Genomic DNA, 22,801 nt, shown 5'->3' with positions numbered 1-22,801 from the left:
CTACCCCTTCACTGACCCCTGGATCAGGGCCTTGATGAACTGTCGCTGGAAGATCAGAAACACGATGAGGGTGGGCGTGAGGATCAGCAGCGACCCGGCACACAGCAGCACCAGATCGGTGCCCCACTGGCCCTGGAACGCGCCCAGCGCCCCGGCCATGGTGCGTTTGGTGGCGTCGTCGACGAGGACGATGGCGAGCAGGAACTGGTTCCACGTCCAGAGGAACATCAGGATCGTCAGTGAGGCGATCGCCGGCCGGGCGAGCGGCACCTGGACCCGCCAGAACAACTGCCACGTGCTGCTGCCGTCCACCCGGGCCGCCTCGGACAGCTCGACCGGCACGTTGGTGAAGTGCGCCCGCATCCAGAACACCGCGAACGGCATGTACAGCCCGATCAGCGGCAGGATGATGGCCCACCGGGTGTTGAGCAGGCCGAGATCCTGCATCTGGTAGTACAGCGGGGTGACGACGGCCTCGAAGGGCAGGGTCAGCCCGAGCAGGAGCAGGCCGAAGACGAGTCGGCCGCCGGGCACCCGCAGCTGACCGAGCCCGAAGCCGGCCATGGTCGCGATGAGCACCGACACCGGCACCACACCGGCCACGATGAGCAGACTGGAGCGCAGCAGGGCGCCCATGTTGGCGGCGGTGAAGGCGTCGGCGAAGTTCCCCCACTGCGGGTCGGACGGCCACTCAAGGCCGTTGGGCACGGTGCCGCGCGGCTGCAACGCCGCCGAGAGCATGCTCACGAACGGCAGCAGGGTGACGAGGATCAGGGCGATCAGGAAGATCCGGCCGGTCACCTGTTCGCGTCGGCTCAGGTTCACGGCTTCTCCCCTCGGGTCAGTCGCTGGATCGGCAGGACACACGCCAGCACCAGCAGCATGAGTACGACGGCGAGCGCCGAGGCGAGCCCGACCTGCCGCTGCGAGAAGGCCAGCCGATAGATCTCCAGGCCCGGCACGGTGGTCTGGAGACCGGGGCCACCACTGGTGGAGATGTAGACGATGTCGAAGCTCGCCAGGGCCGCGATGATCGTCACGGTGAGGCAGACCCCGATCTCCTGGCGCAGGCTGGGCAGGGTCACGGCGAGGAACTCGCGTACCGGCCCGGCACCGTCCAGCCGGGCGGCCTCGTACAGCGCCGGATCGATCTTGCTCATGCCGGTGACCAGCAGAATCGTGCAGAGGCCGAGCAGGACCCAGGCCCCGATGACACCCACGGCGGGCAGCGCCGTGTCGAAGTCGCCGAGCCACGCGCGGGCGACGCCACCCAGCCCGACCGCGCGCAGCACCTGGTTGACCAGACCGTTCGACGAGAGCAACCAGCTCCAGGCGATGCCCGCCGCCACCAGGGGGATGACCTGCGGCAGGAACAGGATGGTCCGGACGACCGTGCCGAACGCGCCGGTCGTGATCCGCCGGACCATGCTCGCCACCAACAGCCCGAGCGCGACGGGGACGAAGCTGAAGAAGACGATCAGGACGACCGCGTTGCCGATGATTTTCAGCAGGTCGCTGTCGGTGAAGACGGTGAGGTAGTTGTCCAGGCCCACCCAGCGGGCCACCCCGATCCCGTTCCAGTCGTAGAGCGAGTACTGCAGCGTCAGGACGAGCGGACGCAGGACGAACACCGCGTACATCACCAGGGCGGGCAGGACGTACAACCAGCCGGTCCCGGCCGCGCGGGCCCACCGGAACCGGTGAGCCCGCGTGGGGGTCGGACGGGCGCGACGATCGTCGCGCCCGGTTGGTGCGCTGCCGAGGGCAGACGTCATCGGGACAGTTCCTTCTGATACTCGGCCTGGACCGCCTTCACGTACCCCTCGGGCGTCTGCTGGCCGGCGACCAGCTTCTGCAGCTCCGGCGTGATCGCGGCGGCGAAGATGCCGCCGGTCGCGTTGGCGGTGAAGTCCACCGCGCCGTTCTCCGCGCCGAGCTGCTGCGACGCCTTGAGGGTCTCGGCGAGCACGGTGTTCGGGGCCGCGGCCGGCACCGGCAGGTCGCTCGGACCGCCGGGGCTGGAGCCGCCGACCGTCACCGAGATTTCCCGAGCCTTGGCGTTGGTGTGCACCCAGTTCAGGAAGAACGCGGCGGCGTCGGGGTTCTTGGCCTTGGCGGAGACACCGAAGGTGTTGGGGGCGGACATCGCCACGTGCTTGCCGCCGGGGGACTCGGTGGGGAAGAGGAAGAAGCCCACGTTGCCGGGCATCGCCTTGTCGAGGTTGGCCGACTCCCAGTCGCCGTTGAACATGAACAGGCCGTTGCCCTTCTGGAACTCCCCCACCATGCCCGCGTAGTCCAGGGCGTTGGCGTCCTTCGGGAAGTAGCCGGCCTGTGCCCACTTCTGAATGGTCTGGGTGGCCTTCAGCGCGGCCGGGGTGTCGAACGTGGCCCCCGGCTTCTGGAAGATCCAGTCCGCGACCTGGGTCGGGTCACCGAACTGGTTCTGCAGCGCCTGGTGCGGGAAGTTGATGCCCGCGGTGTTCTTGTTGAACTGCATGATCGGCTGGACCCCGCCGGCCTTCGCCTTCGCCAGCAGCTGCTCGAACTCGGCGACCGTGGCCGGCGGCTGGGTCATGCCGATCTGGCTGGCCAGCTTCTTGTTGTAGAACACGCCGGTGACGCTGTAGCCGAGCCCCATCCCGAACAGCGAGCCGGTGCCCCTGGTGTTCTCCCCGACGCGCAGCTGCACGAGCTGCGAGGCGGGGAACTTGTCCCAGCCGTACGCGGTGAAGTACGGGTCGAGGTTCTTGAGCAGGTCGTCCTTGACCAGGTCGACCATGGTGGGGAGTCGGATGATGTCGGGCGAGTTGTCCGAGGCCATCACCCGGGGCGCGTTCTCCACGATCACCGTGAACTGGTCCTCGCGGATGTTGAACTTGACGTTCGAGTGCTGCTTGGAGAACTCGTCGGCCAGCGCCTTGGCCAGCGGGAAGCCGGTCTCCGCGTACATCTCCAGGGTGATCGGGTCGGTCCCCAGCTCGGTCTTGACGGCGGCGTCCGGCTTCGTGTTCGACGACCGGTCCTCCCCCGGTGCGCTGCACGCCGTCGCGGTCATCCCAACCGCCAGCAGCGACGCGAGGATCACCGTTCTCCGTCGCGGAAGCTTTGTCAGCAATTCTGCCATTTCATGACTCCTTGACATCTCCACGCGTCCCGCGGCACAGGGGCCGCGCGACGGCTCCACCGGGACCACCGCGACCGGGTGGCGGCACGACACGTGCGTCGTGACCAGTCGCCCGGGCGCAGCACCCGTACCGTCAGCAAAAAGGAACCCGGCACGGCCACCGAAGGCGCCTCTGGATGCACCAGAAGTGGTCGCTAAACTGATTTAGCAGAGCATGCGCGTGGCACGGGAAGCTGTCAAGGACAACTTGGCAACGGTGCGGAAACGTCGGGTTCACACCACGCCCGACCTGACCGGCGCTGGATCCCCGACGGCGACGCATCATGATGGGCAGGAGCGGCGCCTGTGGCACCGCGCCTGATTCGGAGGACTGATGGGCCGCAACAGAGCAACACTCGCCGATGTCGCGCGCAGGGCCGGGCTGTCCAAGACCGCCGCGTCGATGGTGCTCAACGGCAGAGAGGGCACCCGGCTCTCGGCCGAGGCGCACCAGCGCGTGTTCGCCGCCGCCGAGGAACTCGGCTACCGGCCCAATCTCGCCGCGCGCAGCCTGCGTACCCGCAAGACCGCCACCATCGCGTTCGTCTCCGACATCGTGGCCACCACCCGGTTCGCCGGCGACCTCATCCGCGGCGCCCTCGACGCGGCCCGCGAACGGGACCACGTCCTGCTCATCACCGAGACGCAGGGCGACGCCACCTTCGAGCAGTACGCCATCGAGGCCGTTCTCGACCGGCAGGTCGACGGGGTGATCTACGCGGCGATGGCGACCCGCCGGCTGACCGTGCCGGCGGCCATCCTCGGCGGCCCGGTGGTGCTGCTCAACGCCACGAGTCCCGACGGCCTGCCCAGCGTGCTCCCCGACGACGAGGGGGCCGGCCGCTCCGTCGCCGCCGCCCTGCTGGAGCTTGGCCACCGGGACGCGATCGCGCTCATCGGCCGTAACCGGCTCAAGGAGGACGACCCCGAGGTCTCGCTCGCCGCCCGGGCCCGGCTGCACGGAATCCAGCAGACGCTGGGCGACGCCGGCGTCAGCCTCCTGACCGAGTGCTTCTGCACCGAATGGTTGCCCGAGCACGGTTACGCCGCCATGCGCAGCCTGCTGAGCAAGCCGAAGCGCCCCAGCGCGATCATCTGCATGAACGACCGGCTGGCCTTCGGCGCCTACCAGGCGCTCGGCGAGGCGGGGCTGACCGTTCCGGAGGACATCTCGGTCATCTCGTTCGACGACGACCCGATCGCCGCCTGGCTGCGCCCCAGCCTGGCCACCACGGCACTGCCGCACGAGCAGATGGGACGACGCGCGGTCGAACTGCTCCTGGACGGGGGCGCCACCCCGCCTTCGCTGGTTCCGATGCCCCTGCGCCGACGCCGGTCCCTGGCACCTCCGGCCAGCTGACCACCAGCCCCCGTGCGCTTCCACCGAACCGGCCGTGACCGACGCTAAAACGGTTTAGTGCTAGGTTTCCGACCATGCTTCGTCTACCCGACCACTGGGTGTGGGACAGCTGGTACGCGCGCGACGACAACGGCCTCTGGCACGTGTTCTTCCTGCGCGCATCCCGCGCCCTGCACGATCCGCACCGCCGCCACCGCCGGGCCACGATCGGCCACGCCGTCTCGGCGGATCTGCGCTCGTGGCGCCTGGTCGCCGACGCCGTGGTCCCCGCCGACGCGCCCAGTTGGGACGACCTGGCGACCTGGACCGGCTGCACGGTCCGCGGGCCGGACGGACGGTGGTACCTCTACTACACCGGGGTCGGTCGCGCCGAGGACGGGCTCGTGCAACGCATCGGGCTGGCCGTCTCCGACGATCTGACCACCTGGCACCGACACGGCACCGAGCCGATCGTCCAGGCCGACCCCACCTGGTACGAGCTGCTCGACAAGGACCTGTGGTACGAGCAGGCGTGGCGTGACCCGTGGGTGTTTCCCGACCCCGACGGCAAGGGGTGGCACATGCTCATCACCGCCCGCGCCAACACGGGGCCGGCGAACACCCGGGGCGTCGTCGGTCACGCCACCTCCACCGACCTCGTCACCTGGACCGTCGGGCCGCCGCTGTCGGCGCCGGCCGGCTTCGGTCACCTCGAGGTGCCCCAGGTCGCGGTCCTCGACGGGCAGCCGCTGCTGCTCTTCTCCACCGACGCCAGCGGCAGCGCTCGACGCGACGACCACCGGATCTGGGTGGCGAGCGGCGAGAGCACCCTCGGCCCGTGGGACGTCGCGTCCGCCCAGCCGTTCACCCACCCGCACCTGTACGCGCCCCGGCTGGTCCCCGGCCCTGGCGACGACTGGTCGCTCATCGGTTTCCTCGACCACGTCGACGACTCGTTCGTCGGGGAACTCACCGATCCCATCCCGGTCCGCTACGAGGCCGCGACCGGGTTGATCGTGGACCCGGCGAGGGTGAGCGCCGGGCGGTGAACACACAGGTCCGGGCCGAGGCGTGTCGCCCGGCCCGGACCCGTCGGTGTCCGGTTCCTAGGTCAGCTGCGCACCTGCCACTGCTGGTTCGCCCCGCCGTTGCAGGACCACAGGATCAGCTTCGTGCCGTTCGCCGTCCCGGCACCGTTCGCGTCCAGGCAGAGGCCCGACTGCACGCCGGTGATCGTGCCGTTGGCGTTGATGGTCCACTGCTGGTTGGCCTGACCGTTGCAGTCCCAGATCACCACCGTGGTGCCGTTGCTGGTGCCCTGGCCGGAGGCGTCCAGGCACTTGGTGCCGTAGACCATGAGCTGCCGGCTGGCCGTGTGGGTCCACCGCTGGTTGGTGGCCCCACTGATGCAGTCCCAGATCTGGGCCTGCGTGCCGTTGGTCGTGCTGGAGTTGCCGATCTCGGCACAGCGGCCCGACTGGACGCCCACGAGCTGCACGTTCTGCGGGTTGGTGCTGCCGCCGCTCTGCACCCCGGCCGCGTTGATCACCGTCTGCGCGCCCGACGGCCAGTTGCCGTTGCTGACCGTGACGTTGCCGTTGACGACGTTGCCCCGGTCGCCGTTCGTCACGTTCGTGCTGTTGTTCGTCGACCAGTTGTTGGTGACGGTGAAGTTGCCCATGTTCTCCGCGTACCAGTAGTTGGCGGTGGCCCAGGTGCCGGTGGAGGAGAACACGTTGTTGCGGGCGGTGTAGTAGCGGGAGCCCTCGTCGAAGTAGAGCCCGAACCAGCCGTTGGTCCGCAGGCAGTAGTTCTGGTTGATGGTTCCGCCCGGGTTCGCCGACAGCGTGTAGATGCAGCCGCCGTCGGTCATCTGCTGCATGACGTCGTGGACGTAGTTGCCGATGACCTGGTTGTTGGCCGCGGTGGTGGCCGTCGTGTACCGCGGCTGGTAGTTGTACAGCCCCCGGTTCGCGTAGTGCTGACTGCCGCCGGCGTCGTTGGCACCCCAGCCGTAGCCGACCGACAGGCCGGTGTACGGCATGTTGTAGACCTCGTTGTGCGAGACCAGCGCCGTGTTCACGTACGTGGTCAGGATCGAGACCACGCCCCGGTACTCCAGGCCGAGATCGTGCACCCGGTTGTTGCTGATGGTGATGTTGCGGTTGACCATCCGCTGGTCGCTGGGGTGGTGGGCGTCGGCCCGCACGCCACCGACCACGATGCCGCCGGCGGAGTTGCGGGCGATCTCGGAACGGGTGACGGTGATGTTGCTGGCACCCAGGCCGACACCGCTGGCGTGGGCGTTGGCGTCGTTGCCGATGCCGATGGCCGTCTGCCCGAGGTTCACGAACTGGGAGTCGCTGAAGGTGATGGTGTTGGCCGCGGAGACCTGCACGGCGCCGGGCATCTGGTTCCAGTTCGGGCGGGTGGCCTCGAACTGGGGGCAGCCCGCCTGGCAGGAGGTCAGCGCGTCGGACGGGCGGGACCAGGTGCCGGTGATGTGGGCGCCGGTCTGCTGGTCGGCGAAGCCGTTGCTGCTGCTGGGGCCGAGCCAGCTGGTGCCGGTGAAGGTGATGCCGCTGAACGAGATGTGGTGCGCCGGCGCGTCGTACGTGCCGCCGACGTTGACCAGGGACTGCAACTGCGGCAGCTCGACGCTGACCGAGCTCATGTTCTGCCCGGCGAGCGGGATGTAGTTGAGCTGGCCGCTGCCCGGGTTGAGATACCACTCCCCCGCCGAGTCCAGGAACTCGTACGCGTTGGCCAGGTAGAAGGGGCCGGCGCGGTGCGGGCTGGAGAGGGTGTCGAACCCGAAGGTGTTGTTGTTCCACGCGGGCTGCTGCATCGTCAGGAAGTTTCCGCTGATGCTCTGCACCGGGGAGTACCGGTCGGTGAACGAGCCGACGCTCTCCACCTCGACCCGGTTCTGGTTGCCGAGATTGTTCAGGTAGCTCAGAGCGCTGTTGGTGAACCGCATGCCGGTCGTGGTGAAGGTGAAGTCGGACCGGTTGACGGCGGTCCGCGCCCGCGTGGCGACGGCCCCGTTCACGTAGAGCTGACGGGAGTCGAGCCCGGCGGGAACGCTGGCCCGCCAGATGTTCTTCCCGGAGTCGACGAGCGACCAACCGGTGACCGACCGGGCGCCGGTGATCGTCGGACGCGCGCCGGCGGCCGCCCGCCAGATCACCTGATAGCCGTTGTTGCCCGAGTCGGCGGCGGTGAACCGCAGCGGCGACGAGAGCCGGTACGCGCCACCGGCCAACTCCACGACGATGTCGCCGGACATCGTGCTGTTGATCGCCCGTACCGCGGTCTGCGCCGCGGTCAGCGAACACGGTTGGCTGGCCGAGCAGCTGGTGCCGGTGCCGGTGGGTGACGCGTAGAGGGTGGTGGTGGCCGCGAGGGCCGGGGACGCCGAGGCGGTCACCGCGACCAGGGCGGTCACCGCTGTCGCGGCGGCGCCGGCCAGCAGTCGACGCAGCGGCGGAAGGGACGAGGACACGGGACGGTGCTCCTGACGTGAGAGGGGATGGGGGTGGGCGGACGGCCTCGACGAGCGTGGGGGTGTCGGGCCGTCGCGGTCATCCGAGAAGCTCCCGGAGATAGCGCAGGCCGTCGGTGGCGAGACGGTCCTGCGAGGGGGCCAACGGACGCCAGATCGCGGCGGCGGTGGCGATGGTCTCGTTCTCCGCCGTGAACGACTCGATGCAGATCGAGCCCTGGTATCCGGTGTCCCGCAGAACGGTGAAGAAGCGGGGCCAGTCGAAGTGGTCAGCGCCGGGAGCGCCCCGGTTCGTGCCGCTGACCTGGACGTGCTTGATGTGCCGGCCGGCGACGGCGAGCGCCGCGTAGGGGTCGGCCTCCTCGATGTTCATGTGGTAGGTATCGATCATGATGCCGACGCTCGGTGGCAGACCGTCGATCAGCTCGACGGTCTGCTCGATCGTGTTGACGACGCTCGTCTCGTAGCGGTTCAACGCCTCGACACCGATGCTCACGCCGCACTCGCCCGCCTGCTCGGCCACCGGCGCGAGGGCGCGCCGGAAATCGGCGTAGCAGGCCGCCCGGGCCGCCGGTGACATCCGCCAGGTGCGGCCGACCGAGGCGTACACGGGGCCGCCGACGCATCCCGCGCCGACGGCCGCCGCGCTCGCCACGCAGCCCTTGAGGTACGCCACCGTCGCCTCGACCACGTCCGGTGCAGCGTCGACCAGTTCCCGCCCCGGCGGGGTGACCGCACAGACGCCGACGGCGACGAGGCCGTGCGCCGCCAGCAGGTCCCGGGTACGGATCGGGTCCCAGTCGCCGGGCTGCTCGATCGGCAGTTCGACCGCGTCGAAGCCGAACGCGGCGATCCGCGGGATCAGCTCGGCGAGGGCCTCGTCGTCGACCGGCGAGGCCCACACCCAGGGATTGACACCGATGGCGTACACCAGACCCCTACTTCCAGCGCTGCGGGTAACCGGGCAGGTCGGTGCAGCCGCACATCGCGTAGTGCAGCGGCGGCATGCTCGGGTCGAGGTACTGGTCCAGGTTGTCCTGGGTGACGGTCGGCTGCGGCAGCTTCCACGGGCTGGACACCTGCTGGCCGTCGAGGATCCGCAGCGCCGCGATGATCGGCGTACGCCACTGGTAGGTCGGGTAGGTCGGCGCGATGGCGGTGAGCTTCTTGTCCTTCCAGACCTTCAGGAAGTCGAGCTGGTCCTCGCCGTTCATCGGCGGGACGGGCTTGCCCGCGTCCTGGAACGCCTCGACCGCCGCGACGGCCACCGCCCCGGCGTCCATCCAGACACCGTCGATCGTGCCGTACCGCTGGATGTAGTCGTCGACGATCTTCTTGGTCTTCGCCGGGTCACCGTCGGTGAACTCGACGCCGACGACGTCGACCTTCGCCTTGTCGAACGCCACCTTCGCCGCCGACCAGCGGGTCTCCAGGACGTCGACGCCGGGCAGGATCCGCAGGGCGAGGACCTTGCCGCCGGGCTTCATCTTCTGGCTGACGAACTCGGCCCCGACGTGGCCGAAACCGTAACCGCCGATGGGGTTGATGAACGTCACCGGGCACTTGGTGTTGACACCACGGTCGAAGACCACGACCGGCAGCCCGGCCTGGCAGGCCGCCTCGACGGCCGGGGTGAGCGTGGCGGTGGTGTTCGGCGAGACGATGAGCGCGTCGCAGCCCTTGCCGAGCAGGTCGTTGATGTCCGCGATCTGCTTCTGGTCCTTACCCTCGGCATCGACGTGCACGAAATCCTTGATGCGGCTCTTCTGGGCCTCGACCTCGGCCTGCATGGTCTTGAACCCGACCTGTCGCCACGGGTTGTTCAGGGCCGCGTTCGAGAAGCAGATCTTGTGCGGGCCGGCCTTCTTGAACTTGGCGGTGTCGACCATCGTCGGGTTGAGCACCTGCTCCCACGGCTTGTCGGCCGGGCCCGTCGGTGCCGCGTCGAGCAGCGCGAGCTCGGCGTCGTAGTCGGCCTGCACGAAGAACTTCGACTGGTCCCCGGTGCCCGAACCAGCGGCGGACGCACTCCCCGAAGGACTTGCGGCCGGCTCATCGGTGGCACAGGCGGCGAGGGACAGCAGGGTGACAGCGGCCAGCGCCGCTATGGAACGTCGCACTATGGTTTCCCCTTTATCTCGACGAAGAACGCGTTGCCGAGACCGCCACGGCGAGCAGGATGATCCCGCCCTGGACGGTCGATCTGAGGGCGCCGGAGACGCCGTAGAAATTCATGAGGGCGAACAGCAGTTCCAGGGTCAGCGCGCCCAGCATCGCCCCGACGACCGCGCCGCGGCCTCCACCGAGCGCCACGCCACCGAGGACGACCGCGGTGATCGCGCCGAATTCCAGACCCGCGCCGGCCTGGAACGACACGCCGCTGTAGCCGCCCAGCAGGATCGCCGCCATCGCCGCCGCGAGCCCGCTGAGGATGAAGGCGATGGTCCGGGTACGCCAGACGCGTACGCCGCTCAGCTCGGCGGTGCGCGGGTTGTCGCCGACGGCGACCAGCGTCCGGCCGAAGTCGGACCGCATCAGCAGCACGGCCGCCACTGCCAGGACCACCAGGACCAGCAGCGCGTACGGCACGCGGCCCAGCACCGGAACGTCCTCGAAGGCCCGCCGGCCGAACCGCCGGAACTCCTCGGAGAGCCCACCCTTGGGGGCGCCGTCGGACCACAGGTAGACCGCGCCGACGAGGATCAGGAACATGCCGAGCGTGGTGATGAACGACGGCACCCGCAGCCGTGTCGTGACGAGACCGTTGACGAGCCCGACGAGTGCTCCGAACGCGAGCAGGAGCAGCACCACCGGCCAGGTACGCGCCGGGTCGCTGTCGATCAGCCGGGCGGCGACCACCACCTGCGCGGTGACCAGGGACCCGACCGAGAGATCGAACTCACCGGAGACGATCACGAAGTACTGACCGGCGGCGAGCAGGATGATCGGCGCCGAACGACCGAGGAACGACATCAGCGACGGCGGGGCCAGGAAGTCGGGCTGCCGAATGCCGACGAGCACCAACAGCACCGCGAGAATCGCGAGGATCGGCAGGACACCACCGGGGCGTACCCGCGGCAGACGCAGCGGCAGGGAACGGGACTGGACGGTCTGCATGGCTAGGCCGCCTTTCGCATGGCCCGGCGGGCATAGACGGCGACCGCGGCGATGATGATGACGCCCCGGATCACCTGCTTGAAGAAGGCGTCCACCTCGAGCTGGTTGAAGATGGCGTCGATGCTGGCGAGCAGCAACACCCCGCCGACCGTGCCGACGACGCCGCCACGCCCACCGGCGAGGGCCGTTCCACCGATCACCACCGCGGCGATCGACTCCAGGTCGTAGAGGCCCTCGGTGCCGACGCGCGGAGCGCCCGAGCCGAGCCGACTGGCGAGGTAGATGCCGGCGAGCCCCGCGCACATCGAGCACAGCACGTGCGCGGTGACGAGGATCCGGTCGTTGCGGACGCCGGAGAGCCGGGCCACCTCCGGATCCCCGCCGACGGCGACCAGATGGTGGCCGAAACGGGTCCGCGAGAGCGCGAACCAGGCCGCCGCGGTCACGGCGACCAACAGCAGGAACGACACCGGCACCGGCCCGATGCGCTGGTAGCCGAGCGACTGCACGAGCGAGGGTGCGGTAGCGCCGGCCGGGCCGTCGTAGCCGTTGTCCAGGTAGCCCTTGAGCAGCAAGCCGACGCCGAGGGTCGCGATGAACGCGTTGACCCGGAACCTGGTGACGAGGATCCCGTTGAGCAACCCGACGCCGGCGCTGACGACGAGCACCAGCCCGATCGCCGGCAACACCGCACCGTCGCTGCCGTTCATCGTCTCGGCGGCGACGAGGGTGCTGAGGCTGATCACGTACGCCACCGAGAGGTCGAGCGAGCCGCCCAGGATGACCAGGGTCTGGCCGACCGCGACCAACCCGAGGCCGGCCGCGACGTGCAGCAGACTCACCGTCGTGGACTGGTTGAAGAGCTGACCGCCGTCGAGCAGGACGACCAGCCAGCCGATCGCGAGGGTCAGGGTCAGGGCCACGAAGACGCCCGGTACGGGACGCCGGGCCGGCCGGAGCGACAAAGCAGTCATGCGACTGCCTCCCGTGCGGTCCCGACCGCCAACGCGACGACCTCCTCCTCGGTCGCGCCGGCGGGCAGCTCGCCCGCGACGCGGCCGTCGCGCATGACGACGATCCGGTCACTCATCCCCAGCAGCTCCGGCAGGTCGGACGAGATCATCAGCACGGCCGCGCCATCGCGGGCGAGGCGGCGGACGAGGTCGTGGATGGCTGACTTGGCGCCCACGTCGATGCCCCGGGTCGGCTCGTCGAAGAGCAGGATCCGCGGGTTGAGCGCGAGCCACCGGGCCAGCACGACCTTCTGCTGGTTGCCCCCGGACAGGAAGCGGATCTCCTGGTCGTCACCGGCGGAGCGGACCTCCACGGCGGCCAGCAACTCACGCACCCGGACGGTGCGGGCCGCACGACCGGACCGCGCCGCGAAGACGGCCCGGCTGGCGAGCAGCGCGTTGTCCAGCACCGACTGCCGGGGGACGATCCCCTCGCCCTTGCGGTCCTCGGTGACGTAGGCGATGCCGGCCCGCATGGCGGTGCGGGGCGAGCGCAGTCGGACCGGCCGGTCGTCGAGCGTGACGTCGCCGGTCGTGAACGGCGACACCCCGAAGATCGCACGGGCCAGTGCGGACCGCCCGGAGCCCTGTAGGCCGCCGATGCCGAGCACCTCGCCAGCGCGCAACTGGAGGTTGACGTCGCGCAGCTTCCGGTTTCCGGCGTCGCGGAGGTTGAGCCGTACCGGACCGCGGTCCTCGGGGGTGGCCCGGTCCGGGTAGTAGCTGGACAGTTCCCGGCCGACCATGTGCCGTACCAACTGGTCGGCGGTGGTGTCCGCGGTGTCCACGGTGGTGACCCGGCGGCCGTCCTTGAGGACGGTGATCCGACCGGACAGGTCGAAGACCTCGGCGAGCCGGTGCGAGACGTACAGCAGCCCGATGCCCCGCTGCTGGAGCCGGCGCACCAGGCCGTAGAGCAGCTCGACCTCGTGGTCGGCGAGCGCGGCGGTCGGCTCGTCCATGATGAGCAGCCGCGCGTCCAGGGCGAGCGCCTTGGCGATCTCGACGACCTGCTGCTGCGCGACACCCAACCGCCCCACCCGGGCGTCGGCGGGTAACGTCGTCTCACCGATCGAGGCGAGCAGCCGCGTGGTGCGGTCGAGCATCTCCCGCCGATCGACGAGCCCGCGCCGGACCGGCTCGTGCCCCAGGTAGACGTTCTCCGCGACGGTGCGCTCCGGGAGCAGGTTGAACTCCTGGTGGATGATGCCGATGCCGGCCCGCTGGGCGTCACGGGGGCCACGGAACGTACGCGCCGCGCCCGCGAACTCGACAGTGCCCTCGTCCGGGGCGTACCCGCCCGAGACGATCTTCATGAGGGTCGACTTCCCGGCACCGTTCTCACCGACCACGGCGTGCACCTCGCCCGGCACGACATCGAGGTCGACACCGTCGAGGACGCGGACCCCGAGGAAGGACTTGCCGATGCCCCGAAGGGTGAGTAACGGCGTCGGCGGCGGATCTGACATCCCGAATGCCCTCACAGACAGTAGTCATCTACAAGATTCGATGGAACTTTACGGCGACTTCGAGGAGCTGGGCATCGAACTTTCGTAGCCATCGACGGATGTTCAGTTCTTGCGTTGAGAACATTTCCTTGACATCGAGGAAACATCACACGTATGAAGATAGATGTTTGGATGGAGGTCCGCAATCCTCGACCGGGGCTGATTGCCAGGGCCGCAGCTCGAGCGGCAGCGACGCCGCAGCGAGGGAGTCGATCACGGCCGTCGTCACCTGGGCAGAACGTCGGACGTTACTCCATCAATTGACAGTCACCTATTCCTAGCTCATCCTGACCCCGTGGATCACCGGACGAGACCCACAGTCAACGTCACTGTCTGTGACGCCCCCCGGGTCTGACTGCCGTCTTCGGCGAACGGCACGAGGACCGACCACCACCCTCGTGCCGTCGCGCGCGTCCAGGCACAACCTGACGCACCGCGAGGCCCGTGGTCGCTATCGGAGTTGCCCGTCCAACCTAGGAGACGCCATGCGTCGCAACACATTGCTCATCTCAGTGATCGCCGGCCTGTTGCTGGCGCTCGGACTCGCTCCACCCGCGTCGGCGGCCCCGGCCTTCCGCGCCCTGCTGTTCACCAAGACCGCCGGCTACCGGCACGACTCGATCCCCGCCGGGATCTCGATGTTCCAGCAACAGGCCGCGGCAAACAACTTCGAGCTGGTGCATACCGAGGACTCGAGCGTCTTCACCGCCAGCAACCTGGCGACCTTCGACGTCATCATCATGTTCCAGACCTCCGGCATGGTCTGGACCTCGGCGGCCCAGCGCCAGGCGGTGGAGGGTTATCTCGCCAGCGGCAAGGGCATCGTCGGCATCCACAACGCCACCGACATGGGCATCGAGTCCGAGTACCCGTGGTGGGACCAGACCATCAACGGCGGGGCCCACATGCCCGAGCACTCCCCCGGCGTCCTGCCCGGCACCGCCATCGTCGCCGACAAGAAGCACCCGTCGACGGCCGGCCTGCCGGATCGGTGGAACCGCAGCGAGGAGTGGTACAACTTCGACGCCAACCCGCGCGGCAACGTGCACGTCCTGGTGACCGCGGACGAGCGCACGTACAACCCCGGGCCCCGGGCGATGGGGCCGGACCACCCGATCTCCTGGTGTCGTAACGCCGGTGGCGGGCGGGTGTGGGCCACCGCGATGGGCCATGCGATCGCCTCCTACAGCGAGACGAACTTCCAGAACCACGTCCTCGGTGGCGTGCGGTGGGCCGCCGGCAACCTCGCCGGCGACTGCGGCGGCACCGTCTGGGGCAACTTCGAGAAGCGCACCCTCGACGACAACACCGTCGACCCGATGGCGATGGGTGTGGCGCCGGACGGCCGCGTCTTCTACGTCCAGCGCGGCGGCCAGGTGAAAATCTTCAAGCCCTCCACCAACAGCACCGTGACCGCCGGCACGCTCAGCGTCTACACCGGCGGCGAGGACGGCCTCACCGGCATGGCGCTGGACCCCAACTTCGCCAGCAACGGGTACATCTACCTGTACCACTCGCCGGCCAGCAGCAGCACCGACATCAACCGGGTCTCCCGCTACACGGTCAGCGGCGACACGCTGAACACGTCCAGCGGTGTGACGATCATCGACATCCCGGCGTACCGGGACCGCACGTTCCCGGAGCCCGGCCATACCGGCGGCTACATCGAGTTCGGCCCGGACGGCAACCTCTACATCGGCACCGGTGACGACACGCCGCCGAACCTCGACCCCAACTGGCAGGGCTACGCCCCGCTGGACTGGCGCTCGGGCAAGTCCAACCTGGACGCCGCCCGGACCGCGGGCAACACCAACGACCTGCGCGGCAAGCTGCTGCGCATCCGCCCCTCGGCCAGCGGTGGCTACACCATCCCGACCGGCAACCTCTACCCGCAGGGCACGGCGCAGACCAAGCCGGAAATCTACGCGATGGGCTTCCGCAACCCGTTCCGCTTCTCGATCGACGCGGCCACCGGCTGGGTCTACCTGGCCGACTACGGACCGGACCGCAACCCGCCCACCACGAACCGGGGGCCCGAGGGCCTGGTCGAGCTCAACGTGATCAAGACCCCCGGCAACTACGGCTGGCCGTTCTGCCACGGTGACAACCAGCCCTACGCGCCGTTCAACCCGGACACCGGTGTGGTCGGCTCGAAGTTCAACTGCTCGGCGCCGGTCAACAACTCGCCCAACAACACCGGCCTGACCAGCTTGAAGCCGGTCGTCGCCCCGAACATGTGGTACGGCTACGGCACCTCGCCGACCTTCCCGGAGCTCGGCTCCGGCGGCTCCGCGCCGATGGGTGGGCCGGTCTACCGCTACGACCCGGCGAACCCGTCCCCGACGAAGTTCCCGCCCTACTACGACGGCGTGCACTTCTTCTACGAGTGGGCGCGCAACTACGTCAAGGAGGTGCACTTCGACTCCGCCTCGGCGGTGACCCGCACCAACCCGTTCCTACCCAACACCCGGTTCAACAAGCCGATGGACATGGAGTTCGGCAAGGACGGTTCGCTCTACCTGCTGGAGTGGGGCACCAACTTCGGTGGCGGCAACAGCGACTCCGGGCTCTACCGGATCGACTACATCCAGGGCGGCCGGTCACCGATCGCCAAGGCCACCGGCACACCCACCAGTGGTAGAGCACCGCTCACCGTCCAGTTCAGCAGTGCCGGCACGGCCGACCCGGACCCGGGCAACACGCTGAGCTACCAGTGGACGTTCGGCGACGGCACCACCTCCACCGCGGCCAACCCGTCGAAGGTGTACACCGCCAACGGCAACTACACCGCGCAGTTGAAGGTCACCGACAACACCGGCAAGACAGGCTTCGCCAACGTCCAGATCACCGTCGGCAACAGCGCACCGGTGCTCACCATCACCACCCCGCCCAACGGAGGCATGCTCACCTTCGGTGACCGGGTGCCGTACCAGATCACCGTGACCGACCCGGACGGCGGAACGGTCGACTGCTCGAAGGTGTTCCTCAACCCGGCGCTGGGTCACGACGACCACGCACACGAGACCACCGAGTACCCGGGCTGCTCGGGGACCATCTCCACCGACCTGCTCGGCGGGCACCCCGACGGCGCCAACCTGTTCTACGTGCTGAACGCCCGGTACACCGACAGCGGCGGCGCGGGCGGCGCGGCCCCGCTCACCGGGACGGCCCAGGCGATCCTGCAACCGAAGCACAAGCAGGCCGAGTACTTCACCAGCCAGTCCGGCATCCGGGTCGTCGATCAGGCGGCGGCGGAGAGCACCAAGCGCGTCGGTGACATCTCCAACAACGACTGGATCGCGTTCAGCCCGATGAGTCTGTCGGGCATCTCGACCGTCAGTTACCGGCTGTCGTCGCCCTCCGGTGGCGGCTCGATCGAGCTGCGCGCCGGCTCGCCGACCGGCACGCTGCTGGCCACCACGGCGGTGCCCGGCACCGGCGGGTGGGACAACTACCAGTCCACGACACCGGTGAGCGTCGCCGCTCTCGGCGGAACCCAGACGCTCTACATGGTGTTCAAGGGCAGCACCAACAACTGGTTCGACCTGGACTCGTTCACCTTCGGCGGCAACGGTGTCGGGACACCCACCAACGGCGGCGGCGGTCTGGCGGGCAAGACCTATACGGTCACGGCACAGCACAGCGGAAAGCTGATGGACGTCAGCGGTGTCTCCACCGCCGACGGCGCCCAGATCACCCAGTGGGCCGCCACCGGTGGCAACAACCAGAGGTGGCAGGCGGTCGACGCTGGTAGCGGCGCGGTCTACCTGAAGGCGGTGCACAGCGGCAAGTGCGTCGAGGTGGTCGGCAGTTCCACCGCGGCGGGCGCCTTCCTCCAGCAGGCCACCTGCAACAACGGCAACCAGCAGAAGTTCACCGCAATCGCGACCGGAACCTCCGGCGTGTACACGGTGCGCAACGTGCTGAGCGGGCTGTGCGTGGACGTCAACGGCGCTTCCACCGCCGACGGCGCCCGGCTGTTGCAGTGGACCTGCCACAGTGCCGCCAACCAGCAGTGGCGGTTCACCGCGGTGTGACCCGCAGCAGTTCGCGGTAACAGATGACGTCCCGGTCGGGACCGGTGTCCGAAGATCGGAGCCGGTCCCGGCCGGGACGTCGCCGTCGCATCCGCGGGTGCAGAGCAAAGGTGGGAGTCGTCGTCAGTCGGGCAGGATCGAAGAGTGCCGACCGGCCGGCGCGGCGAGCAGTCCGGCCGCCGCCAGCTCGTCCCACAACTCCTCCGGCACGACGACGCCGGACCGTCGCACCGTCTCGACCACCTGCGCCTCGGTGCGGACGCCGACCACCGTCGACACCACGGCCGGATGCCGGCGGACGAAGGCGAGCGCCGCCTGCGGCAGGGTCACCCCGTACGTCTCGCAGATCGTGGCGATCCGCCGCGCCCGCTCGATCACCGCCGCCGGGGCCTGCTGGTAGTTGTAGACGGCGTCAGCCGGCGGCCGGTCCCGCGAGAGCAGCCCCGAGTTGTAGACGCCCGCGATGACCACGCCCACCCCCCGGCTCTCGGCGGCCGGCAGCAGGTCGACGGCGGCGCCCTGTTCGAGCAGGGTGTACCGCCCGGCGCACATCATGACGTCGACGTCGGTCTCCCGCACGAACCGCGCCAGCATCGCCGACTGGTTCATGCCGGCGCCGATGGCACCCACGACGCCCTGGTCCCGCAGGTCGATCAGGGCGGGTACGGCCTCCTGTGCGGCCTGCTCCCAGTGGTCGTCCGGGTCGTGCAGGTAGACGATGTCGATCCGGTCCAGCCCGGTCCGTTCCAAGCTGGCCTCGATGGAACGGAGCACGCCGTCGTGGCTGAAGTCCCACACCCGCCGGTGGGTCGCGGGCACGTCGAACCCGTCGGAGTCCCGCAGGTGCGCGTCCTCGGGCGACGGCACCAGGAGCCGCCCGACCTTCGTCGACACCACGTACTCGTCGCGCGGCCGTTGGCGCAACGCGGCACCGAGACGACGCTCGGACAACCCGAGGCCGTAGTGCGGTGCGGTGTCGAAGTAGCGGACGCCCGCCGCCCAGGCGGCGTCGACCGCCGAGGCGAACTCCTCGTCCGTCGTCGTCCGGTACAGGTTGCCGCCCTGGGCCGCGCCGAAGCCCAGCTCGGTGAGCCGTACCTCCGGGCGACGCGGCAGTGCGCGGACCATCATGACGCCTCCAACCCGTAGACGCGGCGTGCCGTCCCGCCCCAGACCGACGCCTGGTCGGCCTCGTCCAGCCCGGCCAGCAACTCCGCCAGGGTGTCGACCCACCGCTGGTACGAGCTGGCGAGCAGGCAGACCGGCCAGTCCGAGCCGAACATCAGTCGGTCCGGCCCGAACGCGTCGAGCGCGTCCTCGACGGCGGGTCGCAGGTCCCCCGGCGTCCAGTGCGGGAGCGGCACCTCCGTCACCAGCCCGGAGAGCTTCGCCGTCGTGTTGGGTGAGGCCGCCGACGCCCGCAGGTCGCGGCGCCACTCCGCCAGCTCCGGCCGGCCGAGCGCGGGCTTGCCGAGGTGGTCGAGGACGAAGCGCACCTCGGGCAGGTCGCGCGTGAGACGCGCGGCCATGGGGAGTTGGTGCTGGCGTACCAGCAGGTCGAAGACGAGGCCGGCGGCGCCGACCGCGGCAATCCCCCGACGGACGTCCGGACGGTCCAGGTACGCCGGGTCGCTCTCGGACTGCACGAGGTGGCGGATGCCGACGAGACGCTCCCCGCCCCGGGCGTCCCGCAGCCGGTCGAGACGGTCGGTGACATCGTCGGCGGTCAGGTCCACCCAGCCGACGACCCCACGAACCAGGGTGTCCTCGGCCGCCACGCCCAACAGGTCCGCCGTCTCCGTCTCGGAGGCGATGGACTGCACCACCACTGTCGCGGTGACGCCGGCCGCCCGGGCCAGCGGGGCGAGATCGGCGGGTTCGAAGTCGGCGTCGATGGCCGCCATGGTCACCGGGTCGATCCACGGCTGCGGATGCCGCGCCCGGACCCAGAGGTGGTGGTGTGCGTCGATGATCCCGGGGCGGCCGGGCTCCAGTGCGCCCGTCATCGGCCCAACCAGCCGCCGTCGACGGGCAGCACCACGCCGTTGACGTAGTCCGACGCGGTCGACGCCAGGAACACCGTGGCACCGCCCAGATCGTCGGCCCGGCCCCACCGCCCGGCCGGGATCCGGCCGAGGATCGCCTGGTTGCGGTCGGGGTCGTCGCGCAGCGCCTGGGTGTTGTCGGTGGCGATGTAGCCGGGGGCGATGGCGTTGACGTTCACCCCGTGCGCCGCCCACTCGTTCGCCAGCGCCTTGGTGAGGCCGGCCACCCCCGACTTGGACGCGGCGTAACCGGGGACGGTGATGCCGCCCTGGAAACTCAACAGCGACGCGGTGAAGATGATCTTCCCTCGGCCGCGCTCGACCATCGTCCGGCCGATCTCCCGGCTCAGCACGAACTGGCTGCTGAGGTTCACCTCGATCACCTGGTCCCACATCTCGTCCGGGTGCTCCGCAGCCGGGGTCCGGGCGATCGTGCCGCCGTTGTTCACCAGGATGTCGACCGGCCCGAGCGCGATGATGTCGCGGGCCAACCGGTGCACGGCCGCCCGGTCGCCGAGGTCCGCCCGCAGCGCGGTGAACCGGCGGCCGGCGGCGCGCACGCGGCGCTCGACCTCGCTGCCCTCCGCCTCGAGCTGGGCGGAGACGCCCACGATGTCGGCACCGGCCAGGGCCAGGGCCTCGGCCATGGCGAGGCCGATGCCGCGCCGCGCCCCGGTCACGACGGCGGTCCGTCCGGACAGGTCGAACAACGTCGTCACTGGTTACCCTCCCGCACATCGAGCAGCACCTTCATGATGCCGCCACCCTCCAGCGCCGCGAAGGCCGCGCTGGCGGCCTCGACCGGCTCGACCCGGGAGATGAGCTGCCGTGCCGGGATCGCACCCGACGCGACCAGCCGGATCGCCTCCACCATGTCGTCGCGCTGATAGAGCCGGGCACCGAGGAGTTCCAGCTCACGCCAGAAGAACCGGTGCAGGTTGACCTCCCGGGGCTGGGGATGGATAGCCACCATGACCAGCCGCCCGCGAGTGGTGAGGACGTCGACCGCCGTGGTGACCCCGGCCGCGGCGCCGGACACCTCGAAGGCGATGTCGGCGCCCGCGCCGTCGGTGCGGTCGTTGACCAGCGCCACGACATCCGTCGATCGCGGGTCGACGGTTTCGATCCCGATCCCTTCCGCCACCTCGCGTCGGAACGGGTCCAGCTCGACGAGGAGCACCCGGGCGCCCCGGCTCCGCGCGACGGTGGCGATGAGGACCCCGACCGGGCCACCGCCGACCACGACCACCTGGTCGTCGGCGGTCACGTTCCCCCGGCGTACGTCGTGCACCGCGACCGCGACCGGCTCGACGAGCGCGGCGTGGTCGAGCGGCAACTCCTCCGGCAGCGGCAGGACCAGCTCCACCGGCACCGTCCAGGACGACTGCATGGCGCCCGGTGAATCGATGCCGAGGAAGTTCATCGCGTGGCAGACGTGGGAGTTTCCCCGCTGGCAGGCCGCACACCGTCCGCAGGGACGGGTCGGCATCACGGTGACGGCCTGACCGACGGTCCAGCCGGTCACGTCCTCGCCGACAGCCGCGATCCGCCCGGACATCTCGTGTCCGATGATCGCGGAGCCGCCGACCCGGGCGTCCATGTCGCCGTGGTAGATGTGCAGATCCGTGCCGCAGATCCCGGTGTACGCCACCTCGATGCGTACCTGGCCGCGGCCCGGTGGCTCCGGGTCACGGTCCTCGATTCCGAGGTCTCGCGCGCCCCGGTAGACGACTGCCTTCATCGTTCCTCCGTCTCGACGGTCGGTACGTCGGTCGTGCCGACCGGGCATGGCCGTGGGTGCACCGCCCTCGCGATGCACCCACGCCTTCCGGTTCTGGTGGTCAGCTCAGTGCCGTACGGTCGGCGACACCTCGTTGTGGGAGTTCAGCGGCACGACCGGCACCTGGCGGGCGGGGAGCACGCCGTCCACCCCGCCCAGCAGTCGCCGACCGGCCCGCTCCGGCCGGACGTTGGGGCTCTCGGCCGTCTGCGCCTGCGGGCTGCGGTTAACCGCCCGGATCCGTTCCTCGTCCACCCGGACCCCGAGCCCGGGTGAGTCGCCGAGGATGAAGGCGCCATCCTCGACGTGCAGATCGATGGAGACGCCGACCGGTGGATGCAGGTCCTGCAACTCGCTGGTCAGGTGGTTCGGCACCGAGGTCGCGGCGTGCAGCAGCCCGATCGGGCTGTTGCCGATCGGGCTGACCGGCAGGTCGTGGGCGTGGGCCAGGGCGGACGTCCGCAGGAAGTGGGTGACCCCCCAGACGGCCGCCATCTGGACGACGTCGACCGCGCCAGCGGCGATCAGCGGCCGATACTGTTCGAGCCCGGTGAGGTTCTCCCCGGTGGCTACCGACGCGCAAACTCCTCGGCTGACCGCGGCGAGACCTTCGGCGTCCCAGCGTCGGACCGGTTCCTCGATCCAGATGAGGTCCAGGGTGCGCTCCAGTTCGCAGACGTGCCGGACGGCCTGCTTGCGGGTCCACGCCTCGTTGACGTCGAGCATCAGACCCGGCCGCCGGCCGTGCCCGGCCTGGGTCAGGACGTCCCTGACCAGGCCGAGCCGGTGCCGGTCGCTCTCGATGTCGAGGCCGCCCTTGAGCTTGGCGGCGCGCAGGCCGTGGCTCGCGTAGACCTCGTACTCCGCGACGAGTTCATCGTCGGTGAGCCCGATGTCCAGGCCGGAGGCGTAGGCGTTGACCCGCCGGTCACGTCCGCCCAGCAGCCGCCAGAGTGGTTCGCCGGCGGCCTGCGCCTTGATGTCCCAGAGGGCGGTGTCCAGGGCGCCGATGGTGCCGAAGACCGGCCCTGCGTGGCCCGCCTTGAAGGTGTGCCGCAACATGCGGTCGTACAGGGACGTCACGGCACGGGGATCCTCACCCTCGATTGCTGCGAAGATCCGCTCGATCTCGACGTGCGGCCCGAGGCCGACTCCCGAGATGCCCTCGTCGGTGTCGACGACGACGATCGAGACGGGGACCACCCCATCGGCGAACACCCCGTTGGCATCGCCGACGGGCCGCCCCCATTCCTGAACCGTGCTGAGCGTCCGATATCCCGTGATCCGCATG

The 22,801-nt window shown here is 69.7% G+C and carries 16 protein-coding genes and 1 pseudogene; 3 read left to right on the top strand and 14 right to left on the bottom strand.

All coding sequences use genetic code 11. From position 1 onward, the window contains the following. From ACIBF8_RS03635 to ACIBF8_RS03625, 3 genes are read right to left on the bottom strand one after another with little or no spacing between them, the layout of a single operon-like run. Positions 1 to 825, bottom strand: a complete 825-nt coding sequence (locus ACIBF8_RS03635; RefSeq protein WP_396780776.1) for a carbohydrate ABC transporter permease — start codon at positions 823 to 825, stop codon at positions 1 to 3. Then, positions 822 to 1,775, bottom strand: coding sequence for a carbohydrate ABC transporter permease (locus tag ACIBF8_RS03630; RefSeq protein ID WP_396780775.1), 954 nt, complete (start codon positions 1,773 to 1,775; stop codon positions 822 to 824). The genes ACIBF8_RS03635 and ACIBF8_RS03630 overlap by 4 nt, the downstream gene beginning before the upstream one ends. Then, complete coding sequence (locus tag ACIBF8_RS03625; protein WP_396780774.1) at positions 1,772 to 3,127, bottom strand: ABC transporter substrate-binding protein; 1,356 nt, start codon at positions 3,125 to 3,127, stop codon at positions 1,772 to 1,774. Before ACIBF8_RS03625 ends, ACIBF8_RS03630 begins: the two co-directional genes overlap by 4 nt. A 373-nt stretch (positions 3,128 to 3,500) precedes the next feature. Here ACIBF8_RS03625 and ACIBF8_RS03620 point away from each other — a divergent pair, with 373 nt between their 5' ends. Then, positions 3,501 to 4,526, top strand: a complete 1,026-nt coding sequence (locus ACIBF8_RS03620) for a LacI family DNA-binding transcriptional regulator (protein WP_396780773.1) — start codon at positions 3,501 to 3,503, stop codon at positions 4,524 to 4,526. A gap of 53 nt (positions 4,527 to 4,579) precedes the next feature. Then, positions 4,580 to 5,554: pseudogene (locus ACIBF8_RS03615) on the top strand (family 43 glycosylhydrolase); the annotation flags it as partial. Positions 5,555 to 5,616: 62 nt separating this feature from the next. On the opposite strand, the gene ACIBF8_RS03610 reads toward ACIBF8_RS03615, so the two are convergent. The 6 genes from ACIBF8_RS03610 to ACIBF8_RS03585 form a co-directional block, all read right to left on the bottom strand. Next, on the bottom strand, positions 5,617 to 8,010 hold the full coding sequence (locus tag ACIBF8_RS03610) for a ricin-type beta-trefoil lectin domain protein (RefSeq protein ID WP_396780772.1): 2,394 nt from the start codon (positions 8,008 to 8,010) through the stop codon (positions 5,617 to 5,619). A 79-nt stretch (positions 8,011 to 8,089) separates the two neighbouring features. Continuing rightward, the gene (locus tag ACIBF8_RS03605; protein WP_396780771.1) at positions 8,090 to 8,941 is read right to left on the bottom strand and encodes a sugar phosphate isomerase/epimerase family protein; all 852 of its coding nucleotides are present in this window, start codon (positions 8,939 to 8,941) and stop codon (positions 8,090 to 8,092) included. A 7-nt stretch (positions 8,942 to 8,948) separates the two neighbouring features. Continuing rightward, positions 8,949 to 10,130, bottom strand: a complete 1,182-nt coding sequence (locus ACIBF8_RS03600) for a substrate-binding domain-containing protein (RefSeq protein WP_396780770.1) — start codon at positions 10,128 to 10,130, stop codon at positions 8,949 to 8,951. 13 nt (positions 10,131 to 10,143) lie between these two features. After that, positions 10,144 to 11,127 (bottom strand): ABC transporter permease, encoded by a 984-nt coding sequence (locus ACIBF8_RS03595; protein ID WP_396780769.1) that lies wholly within the window; start codon positions 11,125 to 11,127, stop codon positions 10,144 to 10,146. Between the two features lie 2 nt (positions 11,128 to 11,129). Then, the gene (locus ACIBF8_RS03590; protein WP_396780767.1) at positions 11,130 to 12,101 is read right to left on the bottom strand and encodes an ABC transporter permease; all 972 of its coding nucleotides are present in this window, start codon (positions 12,099 to 12,101) and stop codon (positions 11,130 to 11,132) included. Next, positions 12,098 to 13,609, bottom strand: coding sequence for a sugar ABC transporter ATP-binding protein (locus tag ACIBF8_RS03585; RefSeq protein ID WP_396780766.1), 1,512 nt, complete (start codon positions 13,607 to 13,609; stop codon positions 12,098 to 12,100). Before ACIBF8_RS03585 ends, ACIBF8_RS03590 begins: the two co-directional genes overlap by 4 nt. Positions 13,610 to 14,133: 524 nt before the next feature. On the opposite strand from ACIBF8_RS03585, the gene ACIBF8_RS03580 reads away from it, so the two are divergent. Then, positions 14,134 to 17,685, top strand: coding sequence for a ThuA domain-containing protein (locus ACIBF8_RS03580; protein WP_396780764.1), 3,552 nt, complete (start codon positions 14,134 to 14,136; stop codon positions 17,683 to 17,685). A gap of 123 nt (positions 17,686 to 17,808) precedes the next feature. Here the strand turns inward: ACIBF8_RS03580 and ACIBF8_RS03575 are convergent, their stop codons facing one another. The 5 genes from ACIBF8_RS03575 to ACIBF8_RS03555 all read right to left on the bottom strand — a co-directional run bounded on the left by ACIBF8_RS03575 (position 17,809) and on the right by ACIBF8_RS03555 (position 22,800). Further along, the gene (locus ACIBF8_RS03575; RefSeq protein WP_396780763.1) at positions 17,809 to 18,816 is read right to left on the bottom strand and encodes an aldo/keto reductase; all 1,008 of its coding nucleotides are present in this window, start codon (positions 18,814 to 18,816) and stop codon (positions 17,809 to 17,811) included. Then, positions 18,813 to 19,691, bottom strand: a complete 879-nt coding sequence (locus tag ACIBF8_RS03570) for an amidohydrolase family protein (protein WP_396780762.1) — start codon at positions 19,689 to 19,691, stop codon at positions 18,813 to 18,815. Before ACIBF8_RS03570 ends, ACIBF8_RS03575 begins: the two co-directional genes overlap by 4 nt. Next, on the bottom strand, positions 19,688 to 20,449 hold the full coding sequence (locus ACIBF8_RS03565) for an SDR family NAD(P)-dependent oxidoreductase (RefSeq protein WP_396780761.1): 762 nt from the start codon (positions 20,447 to 20,449) through the stop codon (positions 19,688 to 19,690). Before ACIBF8_RS03565 ends, ACIBF8_RS03570 begins: the two co-directional genes overlap by 4 nt. Beyond that, positions 20,446 to 21,471 carry a zinc-binding dehydrogenase gene (locus ACIBF8_RS03560; protein ID WP_396780760.1) on the bottom strand — a complete coding sequence of 342 codons (1,026 nt, stop codon included), beginning with the start codon at positions 21,469 to 21,471 and terminating at the stop codon, positions 20,446 to 20,448. Before ACIBF8_RS03560 ends, ACIBF8_RS03565 begins: the two co-directional genes overlap by 4 nt. A 105-nt stretch (positions 21,472 to 21,576) precedes the next feature. Further along, positions 21,577 to 22,800, bottom strand: a complete 1,224-nt coding sequence (locus ACIBF8_RS03555) for a mandelate racemase/muconate lactonizing enzyme family protein (RefSeq protein ID WP_396780759.1) — start codon at positions 22,798 to 22,800, stop codon at positions 21,577 to 21,579. Between the last annotated feature and the right edge of the window lies 1 nt (position 22,801).

The sequence above is a fragment of the Micromonospora sp. NPDC050276 genome, assembly GCF_044459545.1.
Classification (GTDB): domain Bacteria; phylum Actinomycetota; class Actinomycetes; order Mycobacteriales; family Micromonosporaceae; genus Micromonospora.
Note: the sequence above shows the minus strand (reverse complement) of the source record. Positions and strands in the feature narration are given on the sequence as shown.

Excerpts from the sequence above, each read along its gene's own strand:
- ACIBF8_RS03630 (WP_396780775.1), bottom strand. The coding sequence starts at position 1,775 with ATGACGTCTGCCCTCGGCAGCGCACCAACCGGGCGCGACGATCGTCGC.
- ACIBF8_RS03625 (WP_396780774.1), bottom strand. The coding sequence starts at position 3,127 with ATGGCAGAATTGCTGACAAAGCTTCCGCGACGGAGAACGGTGATCCTC.
- ACIBF8_RS03620 (WP_396780773.1), top strand. The coding sequence starts at position 3,501 with ATGGGCCGCAACAGAGCAACACTCGCCGATGTCGCGCGCAGGGCCGGG.
- ACIBF8_RS03595 (WP_396780769.1), bottom strand. The coding sequence starts at position 11,127 with ATGCAGACCGTCCAGTCCCGTTCCCTGCCGCTGCGTCTGCCGCGGGTA.
- ACIBF8_RS03590 (WP_396780767.1), bottom strand. The coding sequence starts at position 12,101 with ATGACTGCTTTGTCGCTCCGGCCGGCCCGGCGTCCCGTACCGGGCGTC.
- ACIBF8_RS03585 (WP_396780766.1), bottom strand. The coding sequence starts at position 13,609 with ATGTCAGATCCGCCGCCGACGCCGTTACTCACCCTTCGGGGCATCGGC.
- ACIBF8_RS03580 (WP_396780764.1), top strand. The coding sequence starts at position 14,134 with ATGCGTCGCAACACATTGCTCATCTCAGTGATCGCCGGCCTGTTGCTG.
- ACIBF8_RS03575 (WP_396780763.1), bottom strand. The coding sequence starts at position 18,816 with ATGATGGTCCGCGCACTGCCGCGTCGCCCGGAGGTACGGCTCACCGAG.
- ACIBF8_RS03570 (WP_396780762.1), bottom strand. The coding sequence starts at position 19,691 with ATGACGGGCGCACTGGAGCCCGGCCGCCCCGGGATCATCGACGCACAC.
- ACIBF8_RS03560 (WP_396780760.1), bottom strand. The coding sequence starts at position 21,471 with ATGAAGGCAGTCGTCTACCGGGGCGCGCGAGACCTCGGAATCGAGGAC.
- ACIBF8_RS03555 (WP_396780759.1), bottom strand. The coding sequence starts at position 22,800 with ATGCGGATCACGGGATATCGGACGCTCAGCACGGTTCAGGAATGGGGG.